This window comes from Pseudomonas hunanensis (assembly GCF_013393325.1).
In the GTDB taxonomy this organism is placed as follows: Bacteria; Pseudomonadota; Gammaproteobacteria; order Pseudomonadales; family Pseudomonadaceae; genus Aquipseudomonas; species Aquipseudomonas putida_P.
The window spans coordinates 14,592-41,005 of sequence record NZ_QJRC01000097.1; the positions used below are offsets into that span (position 1 = coordinate 14,592).

The 26,414-nt window shown below is 63.8% G+C and carries 22 protein-coding genes; 12 read left to right on the forward strand and 10 right to left on the reverse strand.

Annotated features, from left to right (window positions below):
* Positions 1-2 precede the first annotated feature (2 nt).
* From DM807_RS21185 to DM807_RS21220, 8 genes are all read left to right on the forward strand, one after another.
* Positions 3-1,442 carry an alginate O-acetyltransferase gene (locus DM807_RS21185; protein WP_012274106.1) on the forward strand — a complete coding sequence of 480 codons (1,440 nt, stop codon included), beginning with the start codon at positions 3-5 and terminating at the stop codon, positions 1,440-1,442.
* 8 nt (positions 1,443-1,450) lie between these two features.
* The gene (locus tag DM807_RS21190; protein WP_012274107.1) at positions 1,451-2,554 is read left to right on the forward strand and encodes a mannuronate-specific alginate lyase; all 1,104 of its coding nucleotides are present in this window, start codon (positions 1,451-1,453) and stop codon (positions 2,552-2,554) included.
* Between the two features lie 129 nt (positions 2,555-2,683).
* On the forward strand, positions 2,684-4,141 hold the full coding sequence (locus DM807_RS21195; RefSeq protein ID WP_179027882.1) for an MBOAT family O-acyltransferase: 1,458 nt from the start codon (positions 2,684-2,686) through the stop codon (positions 4,139-4,141).
* Between the two features lie 10 nt (positions 4,142-4,151).
* Positions 4,152-5,309 (forward strand): alginate O-acetyltransferase, encoded by a 1,158-nt coding sequence (locus DM807_RS21200; RefSeq protein ID WP_012274109.1) that lies wholly within the window; start codon positions 4,152-4,154, stop codon positions 5,307-5,309.
* Between the two features lie 20 nt (positions 5,310-5,329).
* Positions 5,330-5,977 carry an alginate O-acetyltransferase AlgF gene (locus DM807_RS21205; protein WP_012274110.1) on the forward strand — a complete coding sequence of 216 codons (648 nt, stop codon included), beginning with the start codon at positions 5,330-5,332 and terminating at the stop codon, positions 5,975-5,977.
* A gap of 34 nt (positions 5,978-6,011) precedes the next feature.
* Positions 6,012-7,466, forward strand: coding sequence for a mannose-1-phosphate guanylyltransferase/mannose-6-phosphate isomerase (locus DM807_RS21210; RefSeq protein ID WP_041166587.1), 1,455 nt, complete (start codon positions 6,012-6,014; stop codon positions 7,464-7,466).
* Between the two features lie 124 nt (positions 7,467-7,590).
* Positions 7,591-8,055, forward strand: coding sequence for a hypothetical protein (locus DM807_RS21215; RefSeq protein WP_012274112.1), 465 nt, complete (start codon positions 7,591-7,593; stop codon positions 8,053-8,055).
* A gap of 15 nt (positions 8,056-8,070) precedes the next feature.
* Positions 8,071-8,883 carry an SDR family oxidoreductase gene (locus tag DM807_RS21220; RefSeq protein WP_012274113.1) on the forward strand — a complete coding sequence of 271 codons (813 nt, stop codon included), beginning with the start codon at positions 8,071-8,073 and terminating at the stop codon, positions 8,881-8,883.
* Between the two features lie 122 nt (positions 8,884-9,005).
* On the opposite strand, the gene DM807_RS21225 is transcribed toward DM807_RS21220, so the two are convergent.
* From DM807_RS21225 to DM807_RS21240, 4 genes are all read right to left on the reverse strand, one after another.
* Positions 9,006-10,457 (reverse strand): efflux transporter outer membrane subunit, encoded by a 1,452-nt coding sequence (locus DM807_RS21225; RefSeq protein ID WP_060493264.1) that lies wholly within the window; start codon positions 10,455-10,457, stop codon positions 9,006-9,008.
* Positions 10,454-11,515, reverse strand: a complete 1,062-nt coding sequence (locus DM807_RS21230; protein WP_179027904.1) for an HlyD family secretion protein — start codon at positions 11,513-11,515, stop codon at positions 10,454-10,456. Before DM807_RS21230 ends, DM807_RS21225 begins: the two co-directional genes overlap by 4 nt.
* A gap of 28 nt (positions 11,516-11,543) precedes the next feature.
* Positions 11,544-13,085: an MFS transporter gene (locus tag DM807_RS21235; protein ID WP_060514841.1), complete on the reverse strand. Its 1,542-nt coding sequence runs from the start codon at positions 13,083-13,085 to the stop codon at positions 11,544-11,546.
* A 116-nt stretch (positions 13,086-13,201) separates the two neighbouring features.
* Positions 13,202-14,107 (reverse strand): LysR family transcriptional regulator, encoded by a 906-nt coding sequence (locus DM807_RS21240; protein ID WP_012274117.1) that lies wholly within the window; start codon positions 14,105-14,107, stop codon positions 13,202-13,204.
* Positions 14,108-14,316: 209 nt separating this feature from the next.
* Between DM807_RS21240 and DM807_RS21245 the strand changes: the two genes are divergently transcribed.
* A complete protein-coding gene (locus DM807_RS21245; protein ID WP_179027883.1) occupies positions 14,317-14,766 on the forward strand; it encodes a universal stress protein in 450 nt (149 codons plus the stop codon).
* Between the two features lie 129 nt (positions 14,767-14,895).
* Here the strand turns inward: DM807_RS21245 and DM807_RS21250 are convergent, their stop codons facing one another.
* From DM807_RS21250 to DM807_RS21265, 4 genes are read right to left on the reverse strand one after another with little or no spacing between them, the layout of a single operon-like run.
* A complete protein-coding gene (locus DM807_RS21250) occupies positions 14,896-15,756 on the reverse strand; it encodes an efflux RND transporter periplasmic adaptor subunit (protein WP_012274119.1) in 861 nt (286 codons plus the stop codon).
* A 10-nt stretch (positions 15,757-15,766) separates the two neighbouring features.
* Entirely contained in the window at positions 15,767-15,967 is a 201-nt protein-coding gene (locus DM807_RS21255) for a DUF1656 domain-containing protein (RefSeq protein WP_009685040.1), read from the reverse strand.
* The gene (locus DM807_RS21260; protein WP_012274120.1) at positions 15,957-18,134 is read right to left on the reverse strand and encodes an FUSC family protein; all 2,178 of its coding nucleotides are present in this window, start codon (positions 18,132-18,134) and stop codon (positions 15,957-15,959) included. The genes DM807_RS21255 and DM807_RS21260 overlap by 11 nt, the downstream gene beginning before the upstream one ends.
* Complete coding sequence (locus DM807_RS21265; RefSeq protein WP_012274121.1) at positions 18,131-19,660, reverse strand: efflux transporter outer membrane subunit; 1,530 nt, start codon at positions 19,658-19,660, stop codon at positions 18,131-18,133. Before DM807_RS21265 ends, DM807_RS21260 begins: the two co-directional genes overlap by 4 nt.
* Before the next feature lie 191 nt (positions 19,661-19,851).
* Here DM807_RS21265 and DM807_RS21270 point away from each other — a divergent pair, with 191 nt between their 5' ends.
* The gene (locus DM807_RS21270) at positions 19,852-20,799 is read left to right on the forward strand and encodes a LysR family transcriptional regulator (protein WP_012274122.1); all 948 of its coding nucleotides are present in this window, start codon (positions 19,852-19,854) and stop codon (positions 20,797-20,799) included.
* Between the two features lie 78 nt (positions 20,800-20,877).
* Positions 20,878-21,852 (forward strand): 2-hydroxyacid dehydrogenase, encoded by a 975-nt coding sequence (locus DM807_RS21275; protein ID WP_060493266.1) that lies wholly within the window; start codon positions 20,878-20,880, stop codon positions 21,850-21,852.
* Between the two features lie 112 nt (positions 21,853-21,964).
* On the opposite strand, the gene DM807_RS21280 is transcribed toward DM807_RS21275, so the two are convergent.
* Positions 21,965-22,867: a DMT family transporter gene (locus DM807_RS21280; protein ID WP_060493267.1), complete on the reverse strand. Its 903-nt coding sequence runs from the start codon at positions 22,865-22,867 to the stop codon at positions 21,965-21,967.
* 185 nt (positions 22,868-23,052) lie between these two features.
* Here DM807_RS21280 and DM807_RS21285 point away from each other — a divergent pair, with 185 nt between their 5' ends.
* The gene (locus DM807_RS21285; RefSeq protein WP_179027884.1) at positions 23,053-23,928 is read left to right on the forward strand and encodes a helix-turn-helix domain-containing protein; all 876 of its coding nucleotides are present in this window, start codon (positions 23,053-23,055) and stop codon (positions 23,926-23,928) included.
* 72 nt (positions 23,929-24,000) lie between these two features.
* Here the strand turns inward: DM807_RS21285 and DM807_RS21290 are convergent, their stop codons facing one another.
* The gene (locus DM807_RS21290) at positions 24,001-26,391 is read right to left on the reverse strand and encodes a TonB-dependent siderophore receptor (RefSeq protein ID WP_179027885.1); all 2,391 of its coding nucleotides are present in this window, start codon (positions 26,389-26,391) and stop codon (positions 24,001-24,003) included.
* Positions 26,392-26,414 lie beyond the last annotated feature (23 nt).

Sequence of the window (26,414 nt, forward strand, 5' to 3'; positions counted from 1 at the left end):
CCATGACTCCACACCTGATGAAACTGCTGGGCCTGTCCGCCGCCCTTCTGGCGATCAGCCAGGGCGTGCGCGCCGAAGACGTCAAGGCCCCGACCTTCAGCGCCGAGCCCTGCTGCCAGCTGTGCCCCGAAGCGCACGATGCCAGCCGCTACACCACCCGCTACCAGCAGAACTTCACCACGCTGGTGCAGGCCAAGGGTGACTGGCTGTTCCGTACCCGCGAAGACCTGCGCACCGAGTTCACCACCACCCCGGCCGGCTACAAGCGCCTGCAACAAGTGCACGACGCGTTCAAGAAGCGTGGCGTGGAACTGGTGGTGGTGTACCAGCCGACCCGTGGCCTGGTGAACCGCAACATGCTCAACCCGGCCGAGAAAGCCGCCTTCGACTACCCAAAGGCCCTGGGCAACTACCAGGCCATGCTCAAGCGCTTCGCCAGCATGGGCTACAACGTGCCCGACCTGTCGCCGCTGACCAACGAGCAACTGGCCGCCGCCGACCAGGGCAAGGACTTCTACTTCCGTGGCGACCAGCACTGGACGCCCTATGGCGCCGAGCGCGCGGCAAAAATCGTGGCCGACACCGTGCACAAGATGCCGGCCTTCGAAGGCATACCGCGCAAGGAATTCGAGACCAAGAAGTCCGGGCGCATGGGCAAGACCGGCACCCTGCATAACGTAGCCGGCCAGCTGTGCGGCACCAGCTACGCGGTGCAGTACATGGACCAGTTCGCCACCGAGCCGAAAGGTTCGAGCGGCGGCGACGACCTGTTCGGTGACGGCGGCAACGCGCAGATCACCCTGGTCGGCACCAGCCACAGTGGCAAGAACTACAACTTCTCGGGCTTCCTCGAGCAATACATCGGCGCCGACGTGCTCAACGTCGCCTTCCCTGGCGGTGGCCTGGAGGGCTCGATGATCCAGTACCTGGGCAGCGAGGAATTCCAGAAGCACCCGCCGAAGATCCTGGTGTGGGAGTTCTCCCCGCTGTACCGCCTGGACCAGGAAACCATCTGGCGGCAAATCCTTGGCCTGCTCGATGACGGCTGCGACGACCGCCCTGCCCTGATGAGCGCCAGCACCACCCTCAAGCCCGGCAAGAACGAGCTGATGGTCAACGGCAAGGGCGGCGTGATCAAAGACTTGATCAACCGCAACCTGCAGATGGACGTGAAGTTCGAAGACCCGTCGGTGAAGGTGTTGCAAGCCACCCTCTGGTACCTCAACGGCCGCCACGAGGACATCAAGCTGGAAAAACCGGAAACCTCCGACACCGACGGCCGCTTCGTCTTCCAAATGCGTGAAGACGAAGACTGGGCCAGCCAGGGCCTGCTGGCGTTCGAGGTACAGGGGCCGGAAAGCGGCACCCAGAAGGTCGAGGCCAAGCTCTGCAAACGCAACAACTTCGCCGTGCCTGCGCAGACCGCGCAGGCCGGCCAGTGAGGCGATCCATGACCCTATTGAAGCGAATTTCCAGCCCCGCCCTGCTCGCTTTGGCCCTGTTTGGCGGTGCCGCGCACGCTGCGCTGGTACCCCCGCAGGGTTACTACGAGGGGATCGAAAAGCTCAAGACCGGCGACGGCAATTTCCGCTGCGAAGCGGCGCCCAAGCCGTACACCGGCGCGTTGCAGTTTCGCAGCAAATACGAAGGCTCTGACAAGGCGCGGGCAACGCTCAATGTTGCCTCGGAAAAGGCCTTCCGCAAGTCGACCGAAGACATCACCACGCTTGAGAAAGGCGTGAGCAAGATGGTTGGCCAGTACATGCGCGATGGCCGCCCGGCGCAGCTCGATTGCACCTTGGCCTGGCTGGGCACTTGGGCGCGCGCCGACGCATTGCTGTCCACCGACTACAACCACACCGGCAAGTCGATGCGCAAATGGGCACTGGGCAGCATGAGCGGCTCGTGGCTGCGCCTGAAGTTCTCCCACTCGCAGCCGCTGGCCGCGCACCAGGCTGAAGCCGAAGTCATCGAAAAATGGTTCGCCCGCCTGGCTGAACAGACCGTGCGCGACTGGAGCGACCTGCCGCTGGAGAAGATCAACAACCACAGCTACTGGGCGGCCTGGTCGGTCATGGCGACCGCTGTCGCCACCGACCGTCGCGACCTGTTCGACTGGGCCGTGAAGGAATACAAGGTGGGCGCCAACCAGGTGGATGACCAGGGCTTTCTGCCCAACGAAATCAAGCGCAAGCAGCGCGCACTGGCCTACCACAACTATGCCCTGCCGCCACTGGCGATGATTGCCAGCTTTGCCCAGGCCAATGGCGTGGACCTGCGCAAAGAGAACAACTTCGCCCTGCAGCGTCTGGGTGAAGGCGTACTGGCCGGTGCCCGCGACCCGAGCCAGTTCAAGGCCCGCACCGGCGAGAAGCAGGACATGAAGGACCTCAAGGTCGACAGCAAGTATGCCTGGCTCGAACCCTGGTGCGAACTGTACCACTGCGTCGGCGACACCCTGCAGCGCAAGCACGGCATGCAGCCGTTCAACAGCTTCCGGCTGGGCGGCGACCTGACCCGGGTCTACGACCCGAACGCAGAGAGCAAGAAATAGATGTCGCCTGGGTTAGGGCCGCTTTGCGGCCCATCAGGAATGAAGTGACAACGGTTTCCTCCAGCTTTTTGCTGGGGGGTTTGGGGGGCGCTTTGCCCTGGATGCTGTGAACAAATTAGGAGAACCGGGATGGTCTTCTCGTCCAACGTGTTCCTGTTCCTGTTCTTGCCGATCTTCCTCGGCCTGTACTACCTGAGCGGGCAACGTTATCGCAACCTGCTGCTGCTGATCGCCAGCTACATCTTCTATGCCTGGTGGCGGGTGGACTTCCTGGCCCTGTTCGCCGGGGTCACCCTGTGGAATTACTGGATCGGCCTCAAAGTGGGTGCCGCCGGTGTGCGCACCAAGCCCGCCCAGCGCTGGCTGCTGCTTGGCGTGGGTGTCGACCTGGCGATTCTCGGCTACTTCAAGTACGCCAACTTCGGCGTCGAAAGCCTCAACGCGATCATGGCCTCGTTCGGCCTTGAGCCGTTCATCCTCACCCACGTGCTGCTGCCGATCGGTATCTCGTTCTACATCTTCGAGTCGATCAGCTACATCATCGACGTCTACCGTGGCGACACCCCGGCTACTCGCAACCTGATCGACTTCGCCGCGTTCGTGGCCATCTTCCCGCACCTGATCGCAGGCCCCGTGCTGCGCTTCAAGGACCTGGTCGAGCAATTCAACAACCGCACCCACACCCTGGACAAGTTTTCCGAAGGCTGCACCCGCTTCATGCAGGGCTTCATCAAGAAAGTGTTCATCGCCGACACCCTGGCCGTGGTCGCCGACCACTGCTTCGCCCTGCAAAACCCGACCACGGGCGATGCCTGGCTGGGCGCGCTGGCGTACACCGCACAGCTGTACTTCGACTTCAGCGGCTACAGCGACATGGCCATCGGTCTGGGCCTGATGATGGGCTTCCGCTTCATGGAGAACTTCAAGCAGCCATACATCAGCCAATCGATCACCGAGTTCTGGCGGCGCTGGCACATCAGCCTGTCGACCTGGCTGCGCGACTACCTGTACATCACCCTGGGCGGTAACCGCAAAGGCACCTTCAACACCTACCGCAACCTGTTCCTGACCATGCTGCTGGGCGGCCTGTGGCACGGTGCCAACTTCACTTACATCATCTGGGGCGCCTGGCACGGCATGTGGCTGGCCATCGAACGCGCGCTGGGCATCGACACCAACCCGCAGCGCTTCAACCCGGTCAAATGGGCCTTCACCTTCCTGCTGGTGGTGGTCGGCTGGGTGATCTTCCGCGCCGAGAACCTGCACGTGGCCGGCCGCATGTACGGCGCCATGTTCAGCTTCGGCGACTGGCAGCTGTCGGAACTCAACAGTGCCCAGCTGACCGGCCTGCAGGTGGCGACCCTGGTCATCGCCTACCTCACCCTGGCGTTCTTCGGCCTACGCGACTTCTACCGCAATGCCAAACCGACGCCCAAGGCAACCCCGGTGCAGGTGAACAGCGATGGCTCGATCGGCCTGGACTGGACCCGGGTGATGACCCGCGCCCTGATTCTGCTGCTGTTCGTCGCCTCGATCCTCAAGCTTTCGGCGCAGAGCTACTCGCCGTTCCTGTACTTCCAGTTCTGAGGCCGATGACATGAACCGCACATTACGCATCACTTATTCCCTGTCGTTCCTTGGCTTGCTGGTGGGCATGGGCGTGTGGTCCACCGGTGGCCTGCAAAGCTTTCAGCGCACCGAGCAGATGACACTGCTCAACGGCAAGCTGGCCAAGGCCGCCGAGACCCACTACGACGACGAGTTCCCGATCAAGCGCCTGGGCACGAACCTTTGGGCGGCCATGGACTTCAAGCTGTTCAACGAGGGCCGCCCCGGTGTGGTGCTGGGCCGCGACCAGTGGTTGTTCAGCGACGAAGAGTTCAAGCCCACCGCCGGTGCCGAACAACTGATGCAGGAAAACCTGGCGCTGATCCGTGGCGTGCGCGACACCTTGCAGCAGCACGGTAGCCAGCTGGTGCTGGCGATCATCCCGGCCAAGGCGCGCCTCTATTCGGAATACCTGGGCAAAGAGCAACCGGCCAGCCTGCACGATGACCTGTACAACCAGTTCCACGCCCAGGTACGCCAGGCCAACGTGTTCGCCCCAGACCTGCAAGCGGCCATGGAACAAGCCAAAGCCCGCGGCCAGGTATTCCTGCGCACCGACACCCACTGGACACCAATGGGCGCCGAAGTCGCCGCCCAGACGCTGGCCGAGGCGGTAAGCCGGCAGAACCTGCTCAACGGTGACCCGCAAACCTTCGTCACCGAAGCTGGCAGCACCGCGCCCTACAAAGGCGACCTGACCAACTTCCTGCCACTGGACCCTTTGTTCAGCAACCTGTTGCCGGCCCCGGACAACCTGCAGCAGCGCACCACCCGCCCGGTCGATGCCGAGGGTGACGCGGGGGACGCACTGTTCGCCGATAAGCAGATTCCGGTTGCGCTGGTGGGTACCAGCTACAGCGCCAACCCGCACTGGAACTTCCTTGGTGCCCTGCAGCAGGCCCTGAACAGCGACGTCGCCAACTACGCAGAAGACGGCCATGGCCCGCTGCTGCCAATGCTCAAGTACCTGCAAAGCGATGCCTTTAAAAACGCCGCACCGCAAGTGGTGGTGTGGGAATTCCCCGAGCGTTATCTGCCCATGAAAAACGACCTCAGCAGTTTCGATCCGCAGTGGATCGCGCAGCTGAAGAACACCCGTAAAACCGAAGAAAACCTGGCCTTGTCGTCCAACCAGACGCGCCACTGATCGATAGAGAGGAAACGCACATGACTACCAAGACTTCCATTGCCAAAGCCCTCACCCTCGCGGCCGGCCTGTCCCTTGCTTCCATGCAGGCCTTCGCCGGCGCGGATGCCGCGCTGTATGGCCCGAGCGCGCCGAAAGGCTCGACCTTCGTGCGCCTGTACAACGCGGCCAGCGCACCGGCCGCCGCCTCGGTCGGCAACACCCAGATCAAGCAGGTTGGCGCCCAGGCCAGCAGCGACTTCAGCTTCCTGCCAGGCGGCGACTACACAGCCCAGGTCGGCGGCAAGAGCGTGCCGGTCAAGCTGGCCTCGGACAAGTACTACACCCTGGTCAACAGCAGCAGCGGCAACCCGCAGTTGATCGAAGAACCACCGTTCAAGAACAAGCAGAAAGCCCTGGTGCGCGTGCAGAACCTGAGCGACCAGCAGCTGACCCTGAAAACCGCCGACGGCAAGACCGAAGTGGTCAAGCCGGTGGCCGCAAACGGCCGGGGGGAACGCGAAATCAACCCGGTCAAGGTCAACCTGGCGCTGTACCAAGGTGACAAGAAAGTGGGTGACGTGAAACCCGTCGCCCTGGAGCGCGGCGAAGCCGCCGTGCTGTATGTAACGGGTTCCGGCAACGCCTTGTCGCCGGTGTGGGTAACTCGCCCCGTGGCTAGCAACTGATCCCCCTGCCTTTAACGACTATTGGAGAAACATGATGATCCCGGTAATTCTTTCTGGTGGTAGCGGTTCGCGTCTGTGGCCTCTGTCGCGCAAGCAGTTCCCAAAACAGTTCCTGGCCCTGACCGGCGAACACACCCTGTTCCAGCAAACCATCGAGCGCCTGGCGTTCGAAGGCATGGACACACCGATCGTGGTCTGCAACAAGGACCACAAGTTCATCGTCCAGGAACAGCTGGCTGCGCTGAAGCTGGAAACCCAAGGCATCCTGATGGAGCCGTTCGGCCGTAACACCGCGCCGGCCGTGGCCATGGCCGCCATGAAACTGGTCAACGAAGGCCGCGACGAGCTGATGCTGGTGCTGCCAGCCGACCACGTGATCGACGACCAGAAGGCCCTGCAGCGCGCCCTGGCCCTGGCCACCATCGCCGCCGAGCGTGGCGAGATGGTGCTGTTCGGCGTGCCGGCGACCAAGCCGGAAACCGGCTACGGCTACATCCGCTCCAGCCAGGATGCCCTGCTGCCCGAAGGCGTGGCACGCGTGGCCCAGTTTGTCGAGAAACCCGATGAGAAACGCGCCGCCGAGTTCGTCCAGGCCGGTGGCTACTTCTGGAACAGCGGCATGTTCCTGTTCCGCGCCAGCCGCTTCCTCGAAGAGCTGAAAAAGCACGACGGCGACATCTACGACACCTGCGTGCTGGCGCTGGAGCGCAGCGAGGAAGACGGCGATGTGCTGAGCATCGACGAAGCCACCTTCGCCTGCTGCCCGGACAACTCCATCGACTACGCGGTGATGGAAAAAACCCAGCGCGCCTGCGTAGTGCCGATGTCGGCCGGCTGGAGCGACGTGGGCTGCTGGTCATCGCTGTGGGAAGTGCACGAGAAGGACGACAACGGCAACGTCACCAAGGGCGACGTGGTGGTGCAGGACAGCCGCAATTGCATGATCCACGGCAACGGCAAGCTGGTGTCGGTGATCGGCCTGGAAAACATCGTGGTGGTCGAAACCAAGGACGCCATGATGATTGCCCACAAGGACAAGGTCCAGGGCGTCAAGCAGATGGTCAAGACCCTGGACGAGCAGGGCCGCACTGAAACCCAGAACCACCTGGAAGTGTATCGCCCGTGGGGCTCGTACGACTCGGTGGACATGGGTGGCCGCTTCCAGGTCAAGCACATCACCGTCAAGCCGGGTGCCAGCCTGTCGCTGCAGATGCACCACCACCGCGCCGAGCACTGGATCGTGGTGTCCGGCACCGCCGAGGTCACCTGCGACGAGAACGTGTTCCTGCTGACCGAAAACCAGTCGACCTACATCCCGATCGCATCGGTGCACCGCCTGCGCAACCCAGGCAAGATCCCGCTGGAGATCATCGAAGTGCAGTCCGGCAGTTATTTGGGCGAGGATGACATCGAGCGCTTCGAGGATGTGTATGGCCGGACATCGACGCCGGTGGAGCGAGGTGTTTCGGTCAAGACGATTGCGCAGTAAGTAAACCCCTGGGGCCGCTTTGCGGCCCTTTCTCGACACGAGGGCGAAGCCCTCGCGCTTTTGAGCCCTCCCCCATTTCAGGCTACGATGGTCAGACCCCGCGCAACCAAGGTCTTCAAGCCCAATGATCATCGGTGCCTTCCTCATCCTCACCTGGCTGGTGCTGCTGTTGCGCTACCCGGCCAAGGCCTTGCCGATTTCGCTGGCCGCCGTTTGCGGCCTGGGCCTGGTAGCCCTGTTCGTTGCCTGGCAGGAAAACCGCGAAGCCTCGCAATTGGCCCGCCTGGACCTGCGCCTGAGCTACGCTCCCGAGCAGTGCCCTGCCGACCGCGCCCTGCAGGTACGCATGAAAAACGGCAACAAGGCCCCGCTCACCGAGCTTCGTTGGCGGGTAGCGGCGTATGCGCCGGGCGATACCGTGAACCTGGCCGAGAATACCTACAACGCCCCGCGTTACCGTGGACCGGGTGAGTTGCAGCCGGGAGCCGAGTGGAAAGATTGCCTGCCGGTGCCGCCGCTGCGCTCCGGGTACCGGCCACAGACCCTGGAATTTCGTGCCGAGCACCTGCAAGGTACATTCGCCAATTAATCGAAGGCCTCTCCCATGCCCACTGTCCTGATCACAGGTTGTTCCAGCGGCATCGGCCGCGCCTTGGCCGACGCTTTTCGCGATGCCGGCCACCACGTCTGGGCCACTGCCCGCAAGCCTGAAGATGTCGAGCAACTGAGCGCCGCCGGCTACACCGCCCGGCAGTTGGATGTGAACGACGGCGAGGCGCTGGCCCGCTTGGCCGACGAACTGGAAAGCCTCGACATCCTGATCAACAACGCCGGCTACGGCGCCATGGGCCCGTTGCTCGATGGCGGCGTGGATGCCCTGCGCCAGCAGTTCGAAACCAACGTCTTCGCCGTAGTCGGCGTTACCCGTGCGCTGTTCCCGCTGCTACGCCGCTCACGGGGCCTGGTGGTGAACATCGGCAGCGTCTCCGGCGTGCTGGTCACGCCATTCGCCGGTGCCTACTGCGCCTCGAAAGCCGCCGTGCATGCGCTGAGCGATGCCTTGCGCCTGGAGCTGGCACCGTTCGGTGTGCAGGTGATGGAAGTGCAGCCGGGGGCGATTGCCACGCAGTTCGCCAGCCATGCCCAGCGCCAGGCCGAGCAGGTGCTGGCGGCGGATTCACCGTGGTGGCCGCTGCGCGAGCATGTGCAGGCACGGGCGCGGGCTTCGCAGGACAGGCCGACTTCGGCGGCGGTGTTTGCCCGGGGGGTGTTGGCGGCAGTCGGCAAGTCGCCGGTACCGGGGGTGGTGCGGTTGGGCAATGGCAGTACGGCGTTGCCGTTAATGGCCCGGTTGCTGCCAAGACGGTTGCTAGACTGGGCATTACGCAAGCGCTTTGGCCTGCTACGCCCCCTCTGAGTTTTCGGGTGCCCTGGGGCTGCTTTGCAGCCCATCGCGACACAAGGCCGCTCCTACAGGCAGTCGCGGTCTCCTGTAGGAGCGGCCTTGTGTCGCGATGGGCCGCACAGCGGCCCCGCTTTCTAGGCTTTGTTCGCTGGCTGCTCATCAAACGCCTGCCAGCCACCGCCCAAAGCCTTGTACAAACCCACCAAGGCCTGCGACACCGCTGCCGAGCTGTCGATCCACTGCTCCTCGCTGGCCAGCAATGCCCCTTGCACTGTCAGCACATTGAGAAAGTCCACTGCCCCTTCCACATACTGGCGCTGGGCGGTTTCCAGGGCGATGCGGTTCTGCCGCACGGCCTCGGCCAAATGGTCACGGCGTAACTGGCTGGCGTTGTACAGGCGCAGCACATCGTCAATTTCATGCCAGGCCCCCAGCACCACCTTGCGGTAGTTCAGCGCGGCCTCCTGCTGCTGCGCCTCGCGCAGTTCCAGGGTGCCCTTGAGCCGGCCACCCTCGAAGATCGGCAGCGACAGCTGCGGCCCGAAAGCAAACCGACGCGAATCCCAGCCACCGAAATCAGACAGCTGCATGGCCTGGAAACCGACACTGCCCGACAGCCGGATGCTCGGGTAGAAATCTGCCTTGGCCACACCGATGCTGGCGGTGGCGGCATGCAGGCGGGCCTCGGCCTGGCGGATGTCCGGGCGGCGCTCGGCCAGTTCGGACGGCAAGCCAATGGCAAACTTCTGCTGCGGCGCGGGCAGCTCACCGCCCTGCAGCAATTCGGCCTGCAAACTGCGTGGCGGTTCGGCAGCGAGCAGGCTGAGGGCGTTGATCAGGTCATCACGGCGGGCTTCCAGGCTGGGCAGTCGCGACTCGATCGACGCGACCTGAGCGCTGGCCTGGGCCACATCCAGGCGCGTGGCAACGCCTTCGGCCTGGCGGTCTTCGGACAGCTTCAGGCTGTGCCGGGCAACCTTGAGGTTGTCCTGCGTCACATCCAGGGTGTGCTGCACCGCGCGCAGCTGGATGTAGTTGCCGGCGGTTTCCGACAGCAGGGCAAGCAGCACCCCACGGCGGTCGTTCTCAGCCACTTCGACGCTGGCATCGGCAGCCTCGACCTGGCGTCGTACGCGGCCCCAAAGGTCCAACTCCCAACCTGCCACCAGGTCGCCTTGCCAGAGGTTGTACGCCGCTTTACCCGCTTTGCCGGACGGGTCGCTGAGGCCTTCGGCGCTGTTACGCGCGCGGCTGTAGCCGGCGTTGGCGTCCACCGACGGCATTTCGTCGGCGGCCACGGTGCTGCGCAGGGCACGGCTTTGCAGCAACCGTGCGCTGGCCATCTGCAGGTCGAGGTTGCGTTCGGCGACGCGCTGGATCAAGGCGCTGAGCTGGGCATCGTGAAAGGATTCCCACCAGCGCAACTCCAGCGGTTCGGCCTGCGGCTGGCTGGCCGCTGCCTCACCCTGCAGCGGCGCCCACTGTTGCGGTGCCTGGCTGTCGGGGCGCAGAAAGTCCGGGCCCATGGTGCAGCCGGCCATCAGTACGGCCAGCAATAAAGGGCTCAAGCGAAATGCCGATTTCATCGTGCACTTACCTCTTTGCCGTCCAACTTGTCACCACGGGTGTCGATGGTCGCTTCCACCGACATGCCCACACGTAGACGGCTGAGCAGCGGCTGCCCATCATCGAAGACGATTTTCACCGGGATGCGCTGCACCACCTTGGTGAAGTTGCCGGTGGCGTTGTCCGGTTTCACGGCAGCGAAGGTGACGCCGGTGGCAGGAGCGATACTTTCTACATGGCCGTGCAGCTTTTCGCCGGAGAAGGTATCGACGCTGATGCTCACCGGCTGGCCCGGTTGCACGTGGGTCAGCTGGGTTTCCTGGAAATTGCCGACCACATAGGCCTGTTGCAACGGCACCACCGACAGCAGGCGGGCGCCTGGGTTGACGTAGGCGCCGACGCGCAGGGCGCGCTCGCCGACCATACCGTCCACCGGTGCAGTGATGCGGGTGTAGGACAGGTCGAGCTGAGCCTTTTCCAGCCCCGCTTCGGCACGTTTGAGCTGGCCATCGGCGCTGGCCACCTGAGCGGTGAGAATGTCCACTTGCTTGCGCGCCGCCACCAGCGCCGCCTGGGCATTGGCCAGGCGAGCACGGGCCTGGTCGACACCGCTGCGCGCCTGTTGGGCGTTCTGCACGGTACCGGCGCCCTGCTCGGCCAGGCGGCTGTAGCGGTTGACTTCATGGTCGGCGAACGCCGCTTCGGCCTGGGCCGCTTTGACAGCAGCCTCGGCCTGGGCAATCAGCGCCGCCTGGCGCTCCAGGGTGGCACGGGCATCGGCGCTTTGCGCCTGGGCTACCAGCAACTGCGCCTGCGCGGCATCCAGCGCGGCCTGGTAGTCACGGGCATCGATGGTCGCCAGCAACTGGCCTGCGGTGACGTGCTGGTTGTCTTCCACCAGCACGTCCTTGATGAAACCGGCGACTTTGGGCGCGACCACGGTGTAGTCGGCGATCACATAGGCGTCATTGGTGCTCTGGCGGTGGTCACTGCCCAACATCCAGGGGCCGACGATGCCAGCCAGGACGGCCACGGCCAGCACCGAGCCGATGAACAGGGTTTTGCGGTTGTTGGTCATTTCAGCGGTTCTCGAATTCATCCAGGGTTCAGGCCACCGCACGCGGCGGATAGACCCGGGTAGGCACGAAAGGAATCAGGCAGATCAAGGCCACGGCAATGCAGGCCATGACGAGGTACAGGTCGGCCGAGGTCAGGACCAACGCCTGGTCGTGGATGCGCTTGGCCAGGCCTGCAGCGCTGTCGTCGACCAGCGGGGCGTTGCCCAGGCTGTCCACCAGGTGGTTGGAATGGAAGTGCCGGCGCAGGGTGCCAAGGGCGTCCAGCAGGCCACCGGCGATCACGGCGGCCAAGCCCTTCACGGTGTTGAACCAGCTGGAGGCGAACGGGCCTTCCTGCGGGGTCATGCCATTGGTGGACAGCATCAGCAACGGCAGCACGGCCATCGGCTGGCCGAACACCTGCAGCAGGTAGAACGGGTAGAAGTCGCCACGGATCCATTCGCTGGTCAGCAGGCTGCTGCCGACACAGGACACCGCCAGCATCGCCAGGCCGATACCCAGCACCCAGCGGCAGTCCACTGCACGGATGTTGCACAGTGCCGCCGTCAGCGGCAGGGCGATCAGTTGAGGCATGGCCACCAGCATCATCAGCGGGCTGGTCTGTGCCGGGCGGTAGCCTTGGATCTGCGCCAGGTAGGCCGAAGGAATGCTGCCCACGCCCGAGAGCACGATCAGCACACCGGCCAGTGTCACCAGCGCGAAACTCAGGTTGCGCCGCTGCAACATGCGCAACTGGAAGAACGGCAGCGGTTCGGACCACTCGTTGAACATGAACAGCACCAGCAACACCAGGCCACCGCCCAGCAGCCAGCAGATCAGCGGCGAATCGAACCAGCCCCAGCGGTCGCCCAGCGACAGGCCCAGTACGATGCAACTGATGGCGGGGAGGCCGAGCAGCACGCCACGCCAGTCGAACTGCTTGAAACGTTCCAGGCGCAGCGGGTCCTGCGGCAGGCCCCAGCCGACGCAGACGATGGCCAGCAGCGAGGGCAGAATGATCTGCCAGAACGCCCATTGCCAACCGACATACTCGGTCCACAGCCCCGCCAACGGCGTGCCAAGGTTGGGGCCGAAGGTGGCAGTCAGGGCATAGCAGGCCAGGCCGTAGACCTTGATGCCCGGTGGCAGGAAGCGCAGGGCCACACTCATCAGCATCGGTGGCAAGGCCCCCGAAGCAAAGCCCTGCAGCACGCGCAGCAGCATCAGGCTGTGCAGGTTGGGGGCGAACGGTTGCAGCAAGCCGAGCACGGCGAACAGGCCGATGGCGCTCATGGTGAAGCGCCGCAGCGAGAAGGTGGTGGCCAGCCACGGCGCAAAGGCCATGGCCGAGACCGAGGCGGCGCTGTACACCGCCAGCAGCCAGGCACCTTCGTCAGCACCGATGCCCATGGCACCGCGGATATCGGCGAGGGAAATCTTGGTAACCGACTCGTTGAGGCCTGCGCACAGCACGGCCAGCAACACACCGAACAGCCCCACTACCACCTGCAGGCCAAACGCCGTCTGCGCAGGCGCGGCCGGCGCGGGGGCGGCGGCCAGCGCCGCAGGGGGCGCGGTCAGGGAACTCATGGGAATACATCTCCAGCAACAATTTCAGGGCTGGAGCAAGTTTAAGAAGGTCGAATGCTGACGAAAACTGACTTGTTGGCAGTTTTATATTGCGTCAGACGCAATCAATGGCGACATCACGGGTCAATGCGCCCACACGCTTTCAACGTCTGGCGCAGCCAACGGTGTGCGGGGTCGTTGTCGAAACGCGGGTGCCACGCCTGCTTCACATTGACTTTCTCCAACGGCACCGGGATTTCGAACGAGCGCAATGGCAGCTTCAGCCGCTGCACACTGTTGAGGATGTTGGCGGGTATCGGCAGGATCAAGTCCGAATCCGGCAGCGAGAACATCGCCGAGTGAAAGCTGGTGGTGATCAGGGCCACCCGCCGCTCTACCTTGTGGTTGGCCAACGCCACATCGATCGGCCCATTGGCCCGGCCGCGCCGCGATACGCTGATCTGCGGGTAGGCGGCAAAACGCTCTGGGGTGATCGGGGCGTCGAAAATCGGGTGCCCCACACGCGCCAGGCCCACGAAGTAGGTGCTGAACAGGCTCTGCACCTTGATTTCCGGGCCAAGTTCAACGGCCGAGCTGATGATCAAATCGATATGCCCGTTGCGCAGCACCGCATCATCGTCACCGCTGCCCTCCGGGACGAACCGCAACACGGTACGCGGCGCCTGGGCCAGCATCATGCTCAGCAATTGGGCGCCGTACAGGGCGATGAACAGGTCATTGGTGCGTATGTTGAAGGCACGGTCCAGGTTCACCAGGTCTACATCGTCGCGGCTACGGAACACCTGCCCGGCTTGCTCTACCAACCCATGCACCTGCTCGCGCAGGGCCAGCGCCCGCGGCGTGGGCACCAGGCCACGACCGGCACGCACCAGGATCGGGTCACCCATGGCTTCGCGAATGCGCCCCAGTGTCCGGCTCATGGCCGCCGGGCTCAGGTTCATTCGCTGAGCTGCGCCGACCACGCTGCCCTCGTCGAGCAGGACATCGAGGGCGACGAGCAGGTTCATGTCCGGGAGTTGCATGGCCGTTTTCCGTTACAGCTGTGGGAATGGCGATGGTAACAGGTTGCTCGATTGCACCAGACGCAATGCGCTCGTGCGTTGTGGGGCATTTATTCACTGACCGTGTTCGGCCTTAAATAGAGCATTGGCAGGATCGGCCCTTTCGCGGGCGTGCCCGCGAAAGGGCCGATCCTGCAGATACACCCGCCAGCCATTGCCAAGGATCCTACATGCCCAGCTCCGTCCTGATCGCCATCGACGCCTCCCCGGCTTCCAGTGCCCTGCTGGCCCTCGCCCGCCGCTACTGCCGCCCTGGCGAGCACGAATTGCACGTGCTGCTGGCCATCGATTCCACCTTCGCCGTGCATGAGCAACCAGCGCCCTATACCACCGAAGAGCTGGAGGAATACCCCGCCGCCTGCGAGGAACAGCAGCATGCCGACCACGCCGTGACCGAGGCCGTGCGCGAACTGCAGCAAGCCGGCTTTGCCAGCCGGGGTTGCATGGTGGCTGGGCAGCCGGTCGATGTGATCGTGATTAAGGCGCACGAACTCAATTGCGAGCTGATCATCATGGGCCACCGTCACCTGTCGCGGCTGGGACGGTTGCTCGACCCTTCCATCAGCGCGAAGGTGATTGACCAGGTGAAGGTGCCGGTGTTGGTGGGGGCGGCGGGGTAGAAATCACAGAAGATTGGACGCTTGGCTCTGAGCTTCATTTGGGCATGCAGGTGCTCGCCATGATTTTTACAGCGCCTTTGAGATCGAGCGCCGCGCGGGCGGCGCTCGATGTTCCTGACTACAAATCTCTCAAGGCGAACTCGGCTTCACCACCACCGTACACGTCGTCCCCGCCGCCAGCAAAAACCCTTCCGGCACTTCATCGATGTGAATACGCACCGGCACCCGCTGCGCCAGCCGCACCCAGTTGAACGTAGGGTTCACATCGGCAATCAGCTCGCGGCTTTGCGGGTTGTCGCGGTCGTAGATGCCACGGGCGATGCTCTCCACATGCCCCTTGATGCGCTCGCCGCTCATCATCTGCAGCTCGGCCTGGTCACCCACCTTCACGTGCGGCAGCTTGGTCTCTTCGAAGAAGCCGTACACCCAGAACGAGTTCTCATCGACCACCGCCATCACCGCCTCACCGGTACGCGCATAGTCGCCCTTGTGGATGTTCAGGTTGGTCACATAGCCATCCACCGTGGCCACGATATGCGTGCGCTTGAGGTTCAGTTCGGCTGCGGCCAGTTCAGCAAGGGCTTGCTGGTAATCGGCTTGGGCAGCGTTGGCAATGTTGCTGGCATCGTCGCGGTTTTCCTTGGAGATCACCAGGTTGTCCATGTCGGCCCGGCGCTTGGCGTTGACCTTGCGCATTTCCCAGGTGGCCTTGCGCGAGGCGACCAGCGCCTTGGCCTGGTCGACCGCCAACTGGTAGTGCTCGGGGTCGATCTGGATCAGCAGGTCGCCCTTCTTCACCCGCTGGTTGTCCTTGACCGGTACGTCCACCACGTAGCCGGGCACGTCGGCGGCGACGTTGATGATGTCGGCACGCACGCGGCCGTCGCGGGTCCATGGGGTGGTCATGTAGTGCAACCACAACTGGCGACCGATGGCCACGGCAGCGACCAGCACCAGCAGGGTGGCGATCAGGCTGAAGAACTTTTTCATCGAAGGTTTCTCACCAGTAGACAGTAAGCGCCATGGCGCCGAACAGGCAGACGAACAGGCTCAGGCGCAGCAGCGCCGGGTGCCAGAAGAAACGGTAGCCATCATGGCTGGCGATGAACCGGTCCAGGCCCCAGGCCAGGCCCAGGGCGAACAGGAACATCAAGGTCATGGTGGGCATGTACACGCCATGGAAGGCGATTTCACGGGGCATGGTGCAATCCTTTCGCCGGTGCCAGTGGCGACTGTGGGTCCAGCAGGGAAGAACGGATGAAGTGCAGGTAGCTTTGCGCACGGCGCAGCACCGAGGTGTCGAAGTGCCGGGCGAACGGCTCGTCGGTGGCCTGCACGCGGGCGATGGCATGGTCCACGGCCACCAATGCACGCTCGTGGTTGCTGGCGCTTGGCTGCAGGAACAACCGCGCCAGGGCACGGCCCATGACGCGAATCGCCTGGCGCCACGGCTGCGACTCTGCGTAGGCCGGGTGCACCGGCGCACGGGCCTGCTCCTTGCGCAACTCGATCACGGCGTGGCCGATTTCCAGCACGGTGAACATCCAGCCCATCAACTGGCTCTGCACCTGCGGCTTGCCCGCCGCCAGGCCATAGGCCTGGTGCAACAGGTCGCGGGTGCGGCTTTCGAACGCCGTGCCGATGCCGCGCAGGCGACCACTGATGGCGAACAGCACCTGCTCGCGCAGCTCTTGTTCCAGGCGGCTCCACAACCAGCGGCTGTTGGGCGGCAGGATGATCGCCCCGGCGGCGGCACAGACGAACATGCCGATCACCATGCCGATGTAGTCGTTGATGAAGGTGTAGGGGTCATACACGGTGAGGTTGTTCGGCACCGAGCCAATCGCAAAAAACACCAGCAAGCCGATGCCGTAGCCGGCATAGGCCGGGCGCGACGACAGAAACGCGCCCAACACGAACACGGGTGCCAGCACCATGCACAGCAGCGGGAAACCGTCGATCCAGGGGAACACGAAGAACGTTTCGAAGAACCCGACAAAAGCACCGATGGCCGTGCCGCAGGCCATCTGGAACGACATGCGCTTGGGGTTCGGCGACGCCGCCGAAAGGCCCACGGTGACGGTGGCGATCAGGGTCATCATGGCGCCGCTGGGCCAGTCACTGAGTAGCCAGTAGCTACCCAGCAGCAACAGCACCGCCGAGGCACGCACACCGGCGGCCAGCGACACCAGCCAGCTGGTCTGCGCCACGTAGGGCTCGTCCCACTGCTCGCGCTGGTGCGTGTGCGCGGCCAGCGAGGCATGGGTTTCGGCGTAGCTGAACATCTCGTCGACGAAGCGATACAGCAGTTCGAACGCGGTGTGAAAGTCGAGCAAGTCGGATTCACTGGGGTCGGTCGCCAGGTATTCGGCCCGCAAGCCGCGCACCTGGGCCTGCAGGCCTTCCTTGTAGGCGGCCAGCTCCAGGGTCAGGCGCAGTGCATCGGCGTCGGTCAACGCCCGCCCCACGTAGGGCTGCAGCAGCTCCACCAAGGTATTCAGGCCCGGCTCGATGGCACTGACAATCTGTAGCGGGCCACGGGCACGCAGCCGCTCCAGCAAGCGGTGCAGGGCGTTGAAGCGCGTGGTGATGGCCATGAACTCACTGTTCATCCGCACCAGCCGACCACTGCGCCGGCGCATGTGCGGGTCTTCGAAGGCGGTGACGTTGCGCAAGCTTTCAAGGCCTACGGCCTCTGCCACGAAACGCACGTTGCTGCTCTCGAAACGGTCCTTTTGGCTATCGCCACGCAGGGCCTCGACCACCACACCGGCGAACACGCCAAAGCGCTGGTACAGGGCGTTACGCATCGCGGCGCTGGCCGACTGCGGCAGGATTGCGGCACTGACGAAGGTCGACACCAGAATCCCCAAGGCAATCTCCAGCACCCGCCATACGGCTGCCATGAACGCCTGGTCAGGGTGCTGCAGTACCGGCAGGCCGATCATCGCGGCGGTGTAACCGGCCAGCACGAAGCCATAGGCGCGGAAGGTGCGGTAGCGCATGGCACCGGCCGAGCACAGGCCCACCCACAGCGCCAGGCTGGGCAGGAACAGCTCGGTGTTCTGCGGGAAGATGGCGATCAGTGCCACCATCATCGCCGAGCCGGCCAGGGTGCCGAGCACCCGGTAGAAGCTTTTGGCGAACACATGCCCGCTTTGCGGCTGCATGACGATGAACACGGTGATCATGGCCGTGCGTGGTTGCGGCAGCTCAAGGCGCATGGCCAGCCACAACGTGATGAACGCGGCGGCCAGCACCTTGAAGATGTACACCCAGGTCACGCCGTCGGTGCGTGCCCAGGCAAAGAAGCCCCGGCGCCATTCCAGGCTTTGCAGCCAGCGCACGGGCAAACTGGAAGTGCTCATTCGGCGTTATCCGGCTTCTTGTCGAAAATGGCCAGGGTAGCCGGGGTTTTCGGCGCAGCCTGGCGTTCCTCCTTCGGCACATCCTGGCCGGCCTGCAGGCCGCCGCCCAGGGCGGTGACCAGCTCGGCATGGGCGACCAGGCGGGCGGCCTGCACCTGTTGCTGCACCTGCTGCTGGCGGAACAGCAATGTCTGCGCATTGAGCACGTTCAGGTAGTCGGTAAGGCCGCGCTGGAAGGCGACCATGGCGATGTCGTAGGTTTTCTGAGCTGCGGCGACGGACTCGGCCGCGAAGTGCGACTGCTCTTTCATCGACTCGCGGCGGATCAACTGGTCGGAAATGTTCTTCAGCGCACCAATCACGGTCTGGTTGTAGCGCGCCACCGCTACGTCGTACCCCGCCGAGGCCACGCCCAGCTCCGAACGCAGGCGGCCACCGTCGAAGATCGGCAAGCTGATCGCCGGGCCGACGTTGTAGTTGAACTTGCGCCCGGTCAGGAACTCCAGCGGGCCACCACCGGTAGCCATGAAGCCCAGGCTGCCGACCAGGTCGACGTTGGGGAAGAAGCCGGCATGGGCAACATCGATGCCACGCGCTTGAGCGGCCACCTGCCAGCGGCTGGCGACCACATCGGGGCGCTGGCCGACCAGTTCGGCAGGCAGGTTCGAGGGCAGCTTCAGCGGCGCGGCCAGGGCCAGGGTCGGGCGCTGCAACTGTGCGCCCTCCCCCGGGCCTTTGCCAGCCAACGCCGCCAGCTGGTTGCGGGTCAGGGCAATTTCTTCGTCGAGGCTGTCGAGCTGGCGGTGGGTTTCCGGCAGCGGCGCTTCGGCCTGGCTGACCTCGAAGTGAGTGCCGATGCCGGCATCCAGACGACGCTTGGCCAGCGCCAGGATCTGCTCCTGCTGCTCCAGTTCGGCCTTGACGATATCGCGCTGGGCAAAGTGCAGGCTCAGTTGGATGTAGGCGCGCACCACGTTGTTCTGCAGCTCCAGTTGCGCCTGGCGGGCTTCGGCCACGCTCATGTGCGCCTGGTCCACGGCCTGCTCACTGGCGTTGCGCTCGCGCCCCCACAGGTCGAGGGCGTAGCTGAAGCCAATGGCAGCGTTGTTGTCCCAGGTGTTGGCGCCCGACAGCGCGCCAGGGCCGTAGAACTGGTCTTCAGGCCAGTTGTGGCGCTTGAGCGTGGCCTGGCCGTTGGCCTGGAGCTTTTCCGCCGACTCGACCACGCCAGCCATGGCCTTGGCTTCGCGCACCCGCGCCGCGGCCATGGCCAGGCTTGGGCTGCCGGCCACGGCCAGGGCAATCCAGCGGTCCAGCTGCGGGTCGCCATAGGCGTGCCACCACTGCTGGTCAGGCCAATGGGCGTCGGTCGCGGCTTCGCGTATGGCCGCGTCGGTGGTCAAGGTATTGGCTTGCAGCGTCTTGCTTTGCGGGGCGATGCCCCAGGTTCCGATACAGCCACTCAAGGTGAGGGCAAGGGCACAGGCACTGAACGCATTGAGCGTTCTGATGATGCGACGCGGCACAGCTGCGATTTCCCGAGGAAGAGGTGAAGGGGCCGGGCAATTCTAGGGGGCGACAGCACTGGCGATAAGCGCAGATTCCTGCGAATCTTTGTTACCAAAACAGCGATAATCCGCCTTTGGTCGAAGGTAACTTTTCAGCTTTTTTGCGTTACTTCGTGACACAATTTTGTCCTCTACATCGAGAGTGACCCATGGACACCCTGCAAAACATGCGTGCTTTCAGTTGCGTAGCCCAGCTTGGCAGCTTTACCGCTGCTGCCGCGCAACTGGATACGACCACCGCGAACGTGTCGCGGGCGGTCTCCAACCTGGAAGCCCATCTGCAAACAAGGCTGCTCAACCGTACCACCCGCCGCATTGCGCTGACCGAGGCCGGCAAGCGTTACCTGATGCGTTGCGAACAGATTCTTACCTATGTGGAAGAAGCCGAAGCCGAAGCCAGCGATGCCCACGCCCGCCCGGCCGGGCAGTTGAAGGTGCACTCGATGACCGGGGTGGGCCAGCACTTTGTGGTCGATGCCATCGCCCGCTACCGCGAGTCGCACCCGGACGTCACCTTCGACCTGACCATGGCCAACCGCGTGCCCGACCTGCTCGACGAGGGTTATGACGTGTCCATCGTGCTGGCCACCGAACTGCCCGATTCGGGGTTCGTGTCACAGCGCCTTGGCATCACCTACAGCATCGTCTGCGCCTCGCCCGGCTACATCGCCCGCCACGGCACTGCGCACAAGCCCGCCGACCTGCTCAAGCATGCCTGCCTGCGCATGGTCAGCCCGGTGATCCCGCTGGAAAAGTGGCTGTTCGACGGACCGGAAGGCCAGGAGATGGTCAACATCACCAGCTCGCCGTTCATGGTCAACACCGCTGATGCCATGAAGACCGCGATCCGCAGCGGCATGGGCGTAGGCGTGCTGCCGATCTATTCGGCCATCGACGGCCTGCGTGACGGTAGCCTGGTGCGAGTGTTGCCCGAGTACCGCCTGCAGGAACTGAACCTGTACGCCATCTACCCATCGCGGCAGTACCTGGATGCCAAGATCAAGACCTGGGTCGAGTACCTGCGCAACTCGCTGCCAGAGATTCTCGCGGCCCATGAGGCGGACCTGAAAACCCATCAAGTGCTCATCGCCAACTAAAAAGCTGCTGCATGGCGGGGGTGGACAATGGTAGGTTGCTAACCAATGTCCACCCCCGCCTTGCAGAGAAGTTGCCCGATGAAAAAGACTGTCCTGGCCTTCAGCCGTATCACCCCGGCCATGGCCGAGCGCCTGCAGCAAGACTTCAACGTGATTCTGCCCAACCCCAAGCTCGGCGACATCAACGCCCAGTTCAACGAAGCCCTGCCCGAGGCCCACGGCCTGATCGGCGTTGGCCGCAAGCTGGGCCGTGCACAGCTTGAAGGCGCGGCCAAGCTGGAGGTGGTGTCCAGTGTTTCGGTCGGCTATGACAACTACGACTTGGACTACTTCAACGAACGCGGCATCGCCCTGACCAACACCCCCGACGTGCTCACCGAAAGCACCGCCGACCTGGGCTTCTCGCTGATCATGGGCTGTGCCCGCCGCACCGCCGAACTGGATGCCTGGACCAAGGCCGGCAACTGGCAGGCCACCGTAGGCCCGGCCCATTTCGGCAGCGATGTGCATGGCAAGACGCTGGGTATCGTCGGCATGGGCAACATCGGCGCTGCCATTGCCCGCCGTGGCCGGTTCGGTTTCAACATGTCGGTCATCTACGCTGGCAACAGCCGCAAGACCGCGCTTGAGCAAGAACTTGGGGCGCAGTTGCGCAGCCTGGAGCAGTTGCTGGCCGAAGCGGACTTCGTGGTCATTGTGGTGCCGTTGTCCGACGCCACCCGCAAGCTGATTGGCGCCCGCGAGCTGAAACTGATGAAGCCGAGTGCCTTCCTGATCAACATCGCTCGCGGGCCGGTGGTGGATGAAGCGGCGCTGATCGAAGCCCTGCAGAACGGTACCCTTCGTGGGGCTGGTCTGGATGTGTACGAGAAGGAGCCGCTGAGCGATTCGCCGCTGTTCAAGCTGCCCAATGCGCTGACCTTGCCGCACATTGGTTCGGCCACTGCCGAAACCCGTGAGGCCATGGCCAATCGGGCGATGGACAACCTGCGCGCGGCGCTGCTGGGCGAGCGGCCGCGGGACCTGGTGAACCCGCAGGTGTGGAAGGGCTGATAGCGCTCTATTGCCTGCACCGGCCCTTTCGCGGGTAAACCCGCTCCCACAGGTCCAGAACGCTGTGGGAGCGGGTTTACCCGCGAAAGGGCCGGTGCAGGCAACGCATGTCCTATTTGGCCACCACAACACCGCCAGCCACCCGGACCCGAGGCTTGCGAAACACCAGCACATTCCCCGCCATCACCGCCACCAGCCCCAACAAGGCCGGTGCCGTCCACTGATACCCCTCGGCCACCGCCGACACATTCAACGCCACCAACGGAAACAGCACCGTGCAGTAGGCCGCGCGCTCTGGCCCCATGCGGCCGACCAGGGTCAGGTAGGCGGTGAAACCGATCACCGAACCCGGAATTACCAGGTACATCAGCGAACCGATGTAGCGGGTGTTCCACTCCATGTTGAAAGGAATGCCGCTGACCAGGCAATAAACCATCAGCATGGCCGCCCCGTAGACCATGCCCCAGGCATTGGTGGTCATGGGCTTGAGCCCGGCCTTCTGCTGCATGCTCGACAGCATGTTGCCCGCCGAGAAGCACAGCGTGCCGAGCAGCGCCAGGCCAAGGCCGTACAGGGTTTCACGGCTGGCCGCATGATGGGACAGCTCGGGCCAGAACAGAAGCCCCAGCCCAAGCAGGCCCAGGGCACCACCGCCCAGTACATTGGCGGCGATTTTCTGGCCGAAGAAGACCCGCGCATTAAGTGCGTTCCACAGGGTTGCAGTGGAGAACACCACGGCGATCAGACCACTGGCGATCCACTGGCTGGCAGTGAGAAAGCACATGAAATTGACGCAGAACAGGCAAAAGCCCTGTGCCAGGCAGATCAGGTGGCCACGGCGGTTCATCGGTTGCAAGCGCCGGGTGAGCAATAGGATGGCGAACAGGATCAGGCCGGCCAGGGCGAAGCGATAGACGATCGAGACCGGGATGGCGACCACGCCCAGCTGGAGCTTCAAGGCGATCCAGGTAGTGCCCCAGATCAGGACGGTGAGCAGGTAGAGTGACAGGTTCATGGCGGCAGTTCCTTGGGCCTTTCAGGATCGGTGCCCGGCGCTTCGCGGGTAAACCCGCTCCCACAGGGATCACCAGTGTTAGATAGATGGGCCTTTACCGGCTTGCACAAACTTGCGCTTTTCTTGCGCCAGTAGATGTCACGCTGTGCAGGGCGCAGTAGGATGACTGGCAAGAGGAACCCGCCATGACGCCACTCACCCAGTTGCAAGTGTTCAACGCCATGCATGCCTCGCCCCACGCCCGGCTGGAGCTGAGCGCGCACCTGGGCGACGGGCTGGCGGCGGCGTTGTGGAGCAACCGTGACGATGCTCGTGATTACCAGGCACCGACCCATCACACCCTGTCGTGCTACATCGCCGACGGCACCGGCACCTTCCGCCGCCAACGCCCGGCCGACAAGGGCGCACCCGGCAAGCTGTGCGTGATGCCGGCCGGGCAGGAATCGAACTGGGTGGTCAATGGCGCGATCCGGCTGTCACACCTGTATGTCAGCGAGGCGCAGTTCGCCCTGGGCTGCGTGCGCCTGCTCGACCGTGAGCCACGGGAGCTGCAACTGCAGGAGGCGACCTTTCTGGACGATCCACAGCAGGCGGCACGCTTTCGCCAACTGATCCAGCTGGACTGGGACGAGCCCGGCGAACGCCTGCTGGCCAGCAGCCTGGCACACGAAATCGTCGACCATGCGCTGCTCAGCCAGGTCGGGCTGCGCCAAGGCCTGCGCCTGAAAGGTGGGCTGGCGCCGAACCTGCGCCGGCAGTTGGTCGAGTACATCGAAGCGCACCTGGACCAGCCGATTACCCTGGGTGAACTGGCCTTGCGCTGCAACTTGTCCGAATACCACTTCGCGCGCATGTTCCGCGCCAGTTTCGGGTTACCGCCGCATCAGTATTTGCTAGCCAGGCGGCTGCAACGGGCTTGTGAGCTGTTGCGACTGGGGGAAATGCCGCTGGGCGAAATTGCCCTGTTGTGCGGGTTTGCCAGCGCCAGCCATTTCAGTAACCGCTTCCGGCAGGCCCTTGGCGCAACGCCTGGGGAATATCGCTCGGCCATTCGCGGCTAAAGCCGCTCCCACAGAGTAACGCGATCCCTGTAGGAGCGGCTTTAGCCGCGAAGAGGCCGGCACAGGCTGTACTTAAAACTCAAAGGTACTCGACAAACTCACCTGCCGCGCATCTCCAATCGCCACAAAGTACTGGTTCACCGCCGAGCTGTAGTAAACCTTGTCGAACAGGTTCTTCACGTTGAGCTGCAGGCGCACGTTGTGTTCATCGAGCTTGGTCTCGTAGCTGGCGAATGCATCCGCCACGGTGTAGGACGGCAGGTCGAAGGTGTTGGTCGAGTTACCCGACCGCTCGCCCACGTAGCGCGCACCCGCACCTACCCTCAGCTTGTCGCCACCGAACAGGCTGCCGAAGTCGTACACAGCCGACAACGAACCACTGTGCTTGGCTACGTTCTGCAGGCGGTTGCCTTGCAGGTCCGGGTCCTTGGTAACCTTGGCATCCGTGTAGGCATAGCTGCCAATCAAGCTCCAGCGATCAGTCAGCTGGCCGGTCAGGTCAAGTTCCACGCCTCGTGAATTGACTTCACCCGCGTTGCTGTAGACCGTCTCGCTGGTGCTGGCGTCGAAGTTCGAAACCAGGACGTTGCGTTTGGTGATATCGAACAGCGCCAGGGTGCCTGTGATGCGGCCCGGCATATCGAGCTTGGCCCCCAGCTCCCACGACTTGCCCTCTTCCGGGGCTACCGACGAGTCGAGCACGATATTGCCGGTCAGTGGCGCAATGGTGGAGTTTGGCTTGAACGATTCGCTGTAGCTGCCATAGAACGACAGCTGGTCGTCGACCTTGTAGACAATGCCGGCGTGAGGCACCCAGGCCTGGCCACTGATGTCGGTATTGACGTGGAACGGGCGGCCGCGACCGGCGTACTGGTCGTACTGCTGGAAGCGCGCGCCGGCCACCAGGATCCAGTGCTCGTCCAGGTGCAAGGCGTCCTGCACGAACAGCGCATCGGTGCGCAGCTTGTCGGTCTGGTCGCTGTCACTGGCGCGCACCGTGCTGCCTTCCACTTCCTGACCGTAGACTGGGTCCACATAGCTGAACGTGGACTTGGCCGTCTGGCGAATCAGATCACCCCGGAAAATCTTGCGGTCTTCGTGGTCGATGCCGAACAGCAAGTCGTGCTGCATGCCGGCCACTTCCACGTTGCCTGCCAGGCTGACGGTCGCGAACTGGTCACGGCTCATGGCGTTGTGGGTGCCGTCGATGCTGCGTGTCAGCGTGCCTTTTGCTTCGTTGACGGCCGTCACCCGCACCTGGCTGGCATCGTAGGTTTCACGGTTGAAGCTGTAGCCGAAGTGCAGCTTCCAGTCATCGGCCAACTGATGGTCGACTTCCAGGCGATACAAGTCGGAGCGCCCTTCCATGTCGTTGAAGGGCTCGTCCAGACGACGCGTGGCGGGGATGTTCAGCGGGTGGCCGTTGTTGCCGAACGCGGTACCCCGATCGAACGGGTAGAGAAACTCGCGGTGCTCGTAAGCCACCACCACCTGGGTATCTTCGCCCAGCCAGGCCAGCGACGGCGCCACCAGCGATTCGCGGTGCACGCCGTAGTTACGCCAGTAGTCTTCGTCCTCGTGGTCGACGACCAAGCGGTAGGCGAAGTTGCTGTCGCCCAGCGCGCCAGTGCTGTCGAGCCCGCCGCCACTGCCGTTCTTGCCACTGCCGTAGGTCGAGCCACGCACGGTCAGGGCGTTGTACTGCTGCAGTTGCGGGCGCTTGCTGACCACGTTGATCACCCCACCCGGGTCCTGAATGCCGTACAGCAGCGAAGCCGGGCCCTTGAGCACTTCGACCCGCTCGGTGCTGGCGTTGAGGCTGCGGCCCTGCACGATGGGCATGCCATCGCGCATGATCGAGCCATCGCGGTTGTCGCCGAAACCACGCTTCATCACCGTGTCGGACGTGCCACCGAAGTTATTGCCCTGGGTAATGCCGCTGACATTGGCCAGGGCGTCATCGAGGTTACGCGGCGCCTGATCACGGATGACCTGCGCCGGTACCACGTTGATCGCCTGGGGGATGTCCTGGTTAGGGCCCTGCCCGCGCATGATCGAGGCGCTAGCCGGGGGCTGATAGCTGTAGTCATCCAGTTGCGAGGTCACCGTTGTGGCCTGCAGGTTGAGGGCACCGGAGGTGTCGGCAGCTTCGAGGGTGAAGGTGCGTGCATCGACGCGGCGCCAGGCCAGCCCGGAAGTACCCAGCAGCTGTTGCAGGGCCTGTTCGGCGCTGTACCGGCCATTTAGCGCAGGCGCCTGCACGCCTGGTAGCTCAAGGGTGTAGACCACGCTCCGGCCGGTGGTACGACTGAAAGCGTTGAGTGCCTGGGCCAAGGGCTGGGCTGGCTGGGCGAAGGCGTAGGCCTGCTGTTGCTCGGCGGCGCAGGCCAGGGGGGCGACAGCGATGGCAGGCAGCGTAGCAAGGCCTAGCCAGAGAGGGACGCAACGCGGGGAGAACTTCATGGACGCTGACCTGTGAGAGGGAT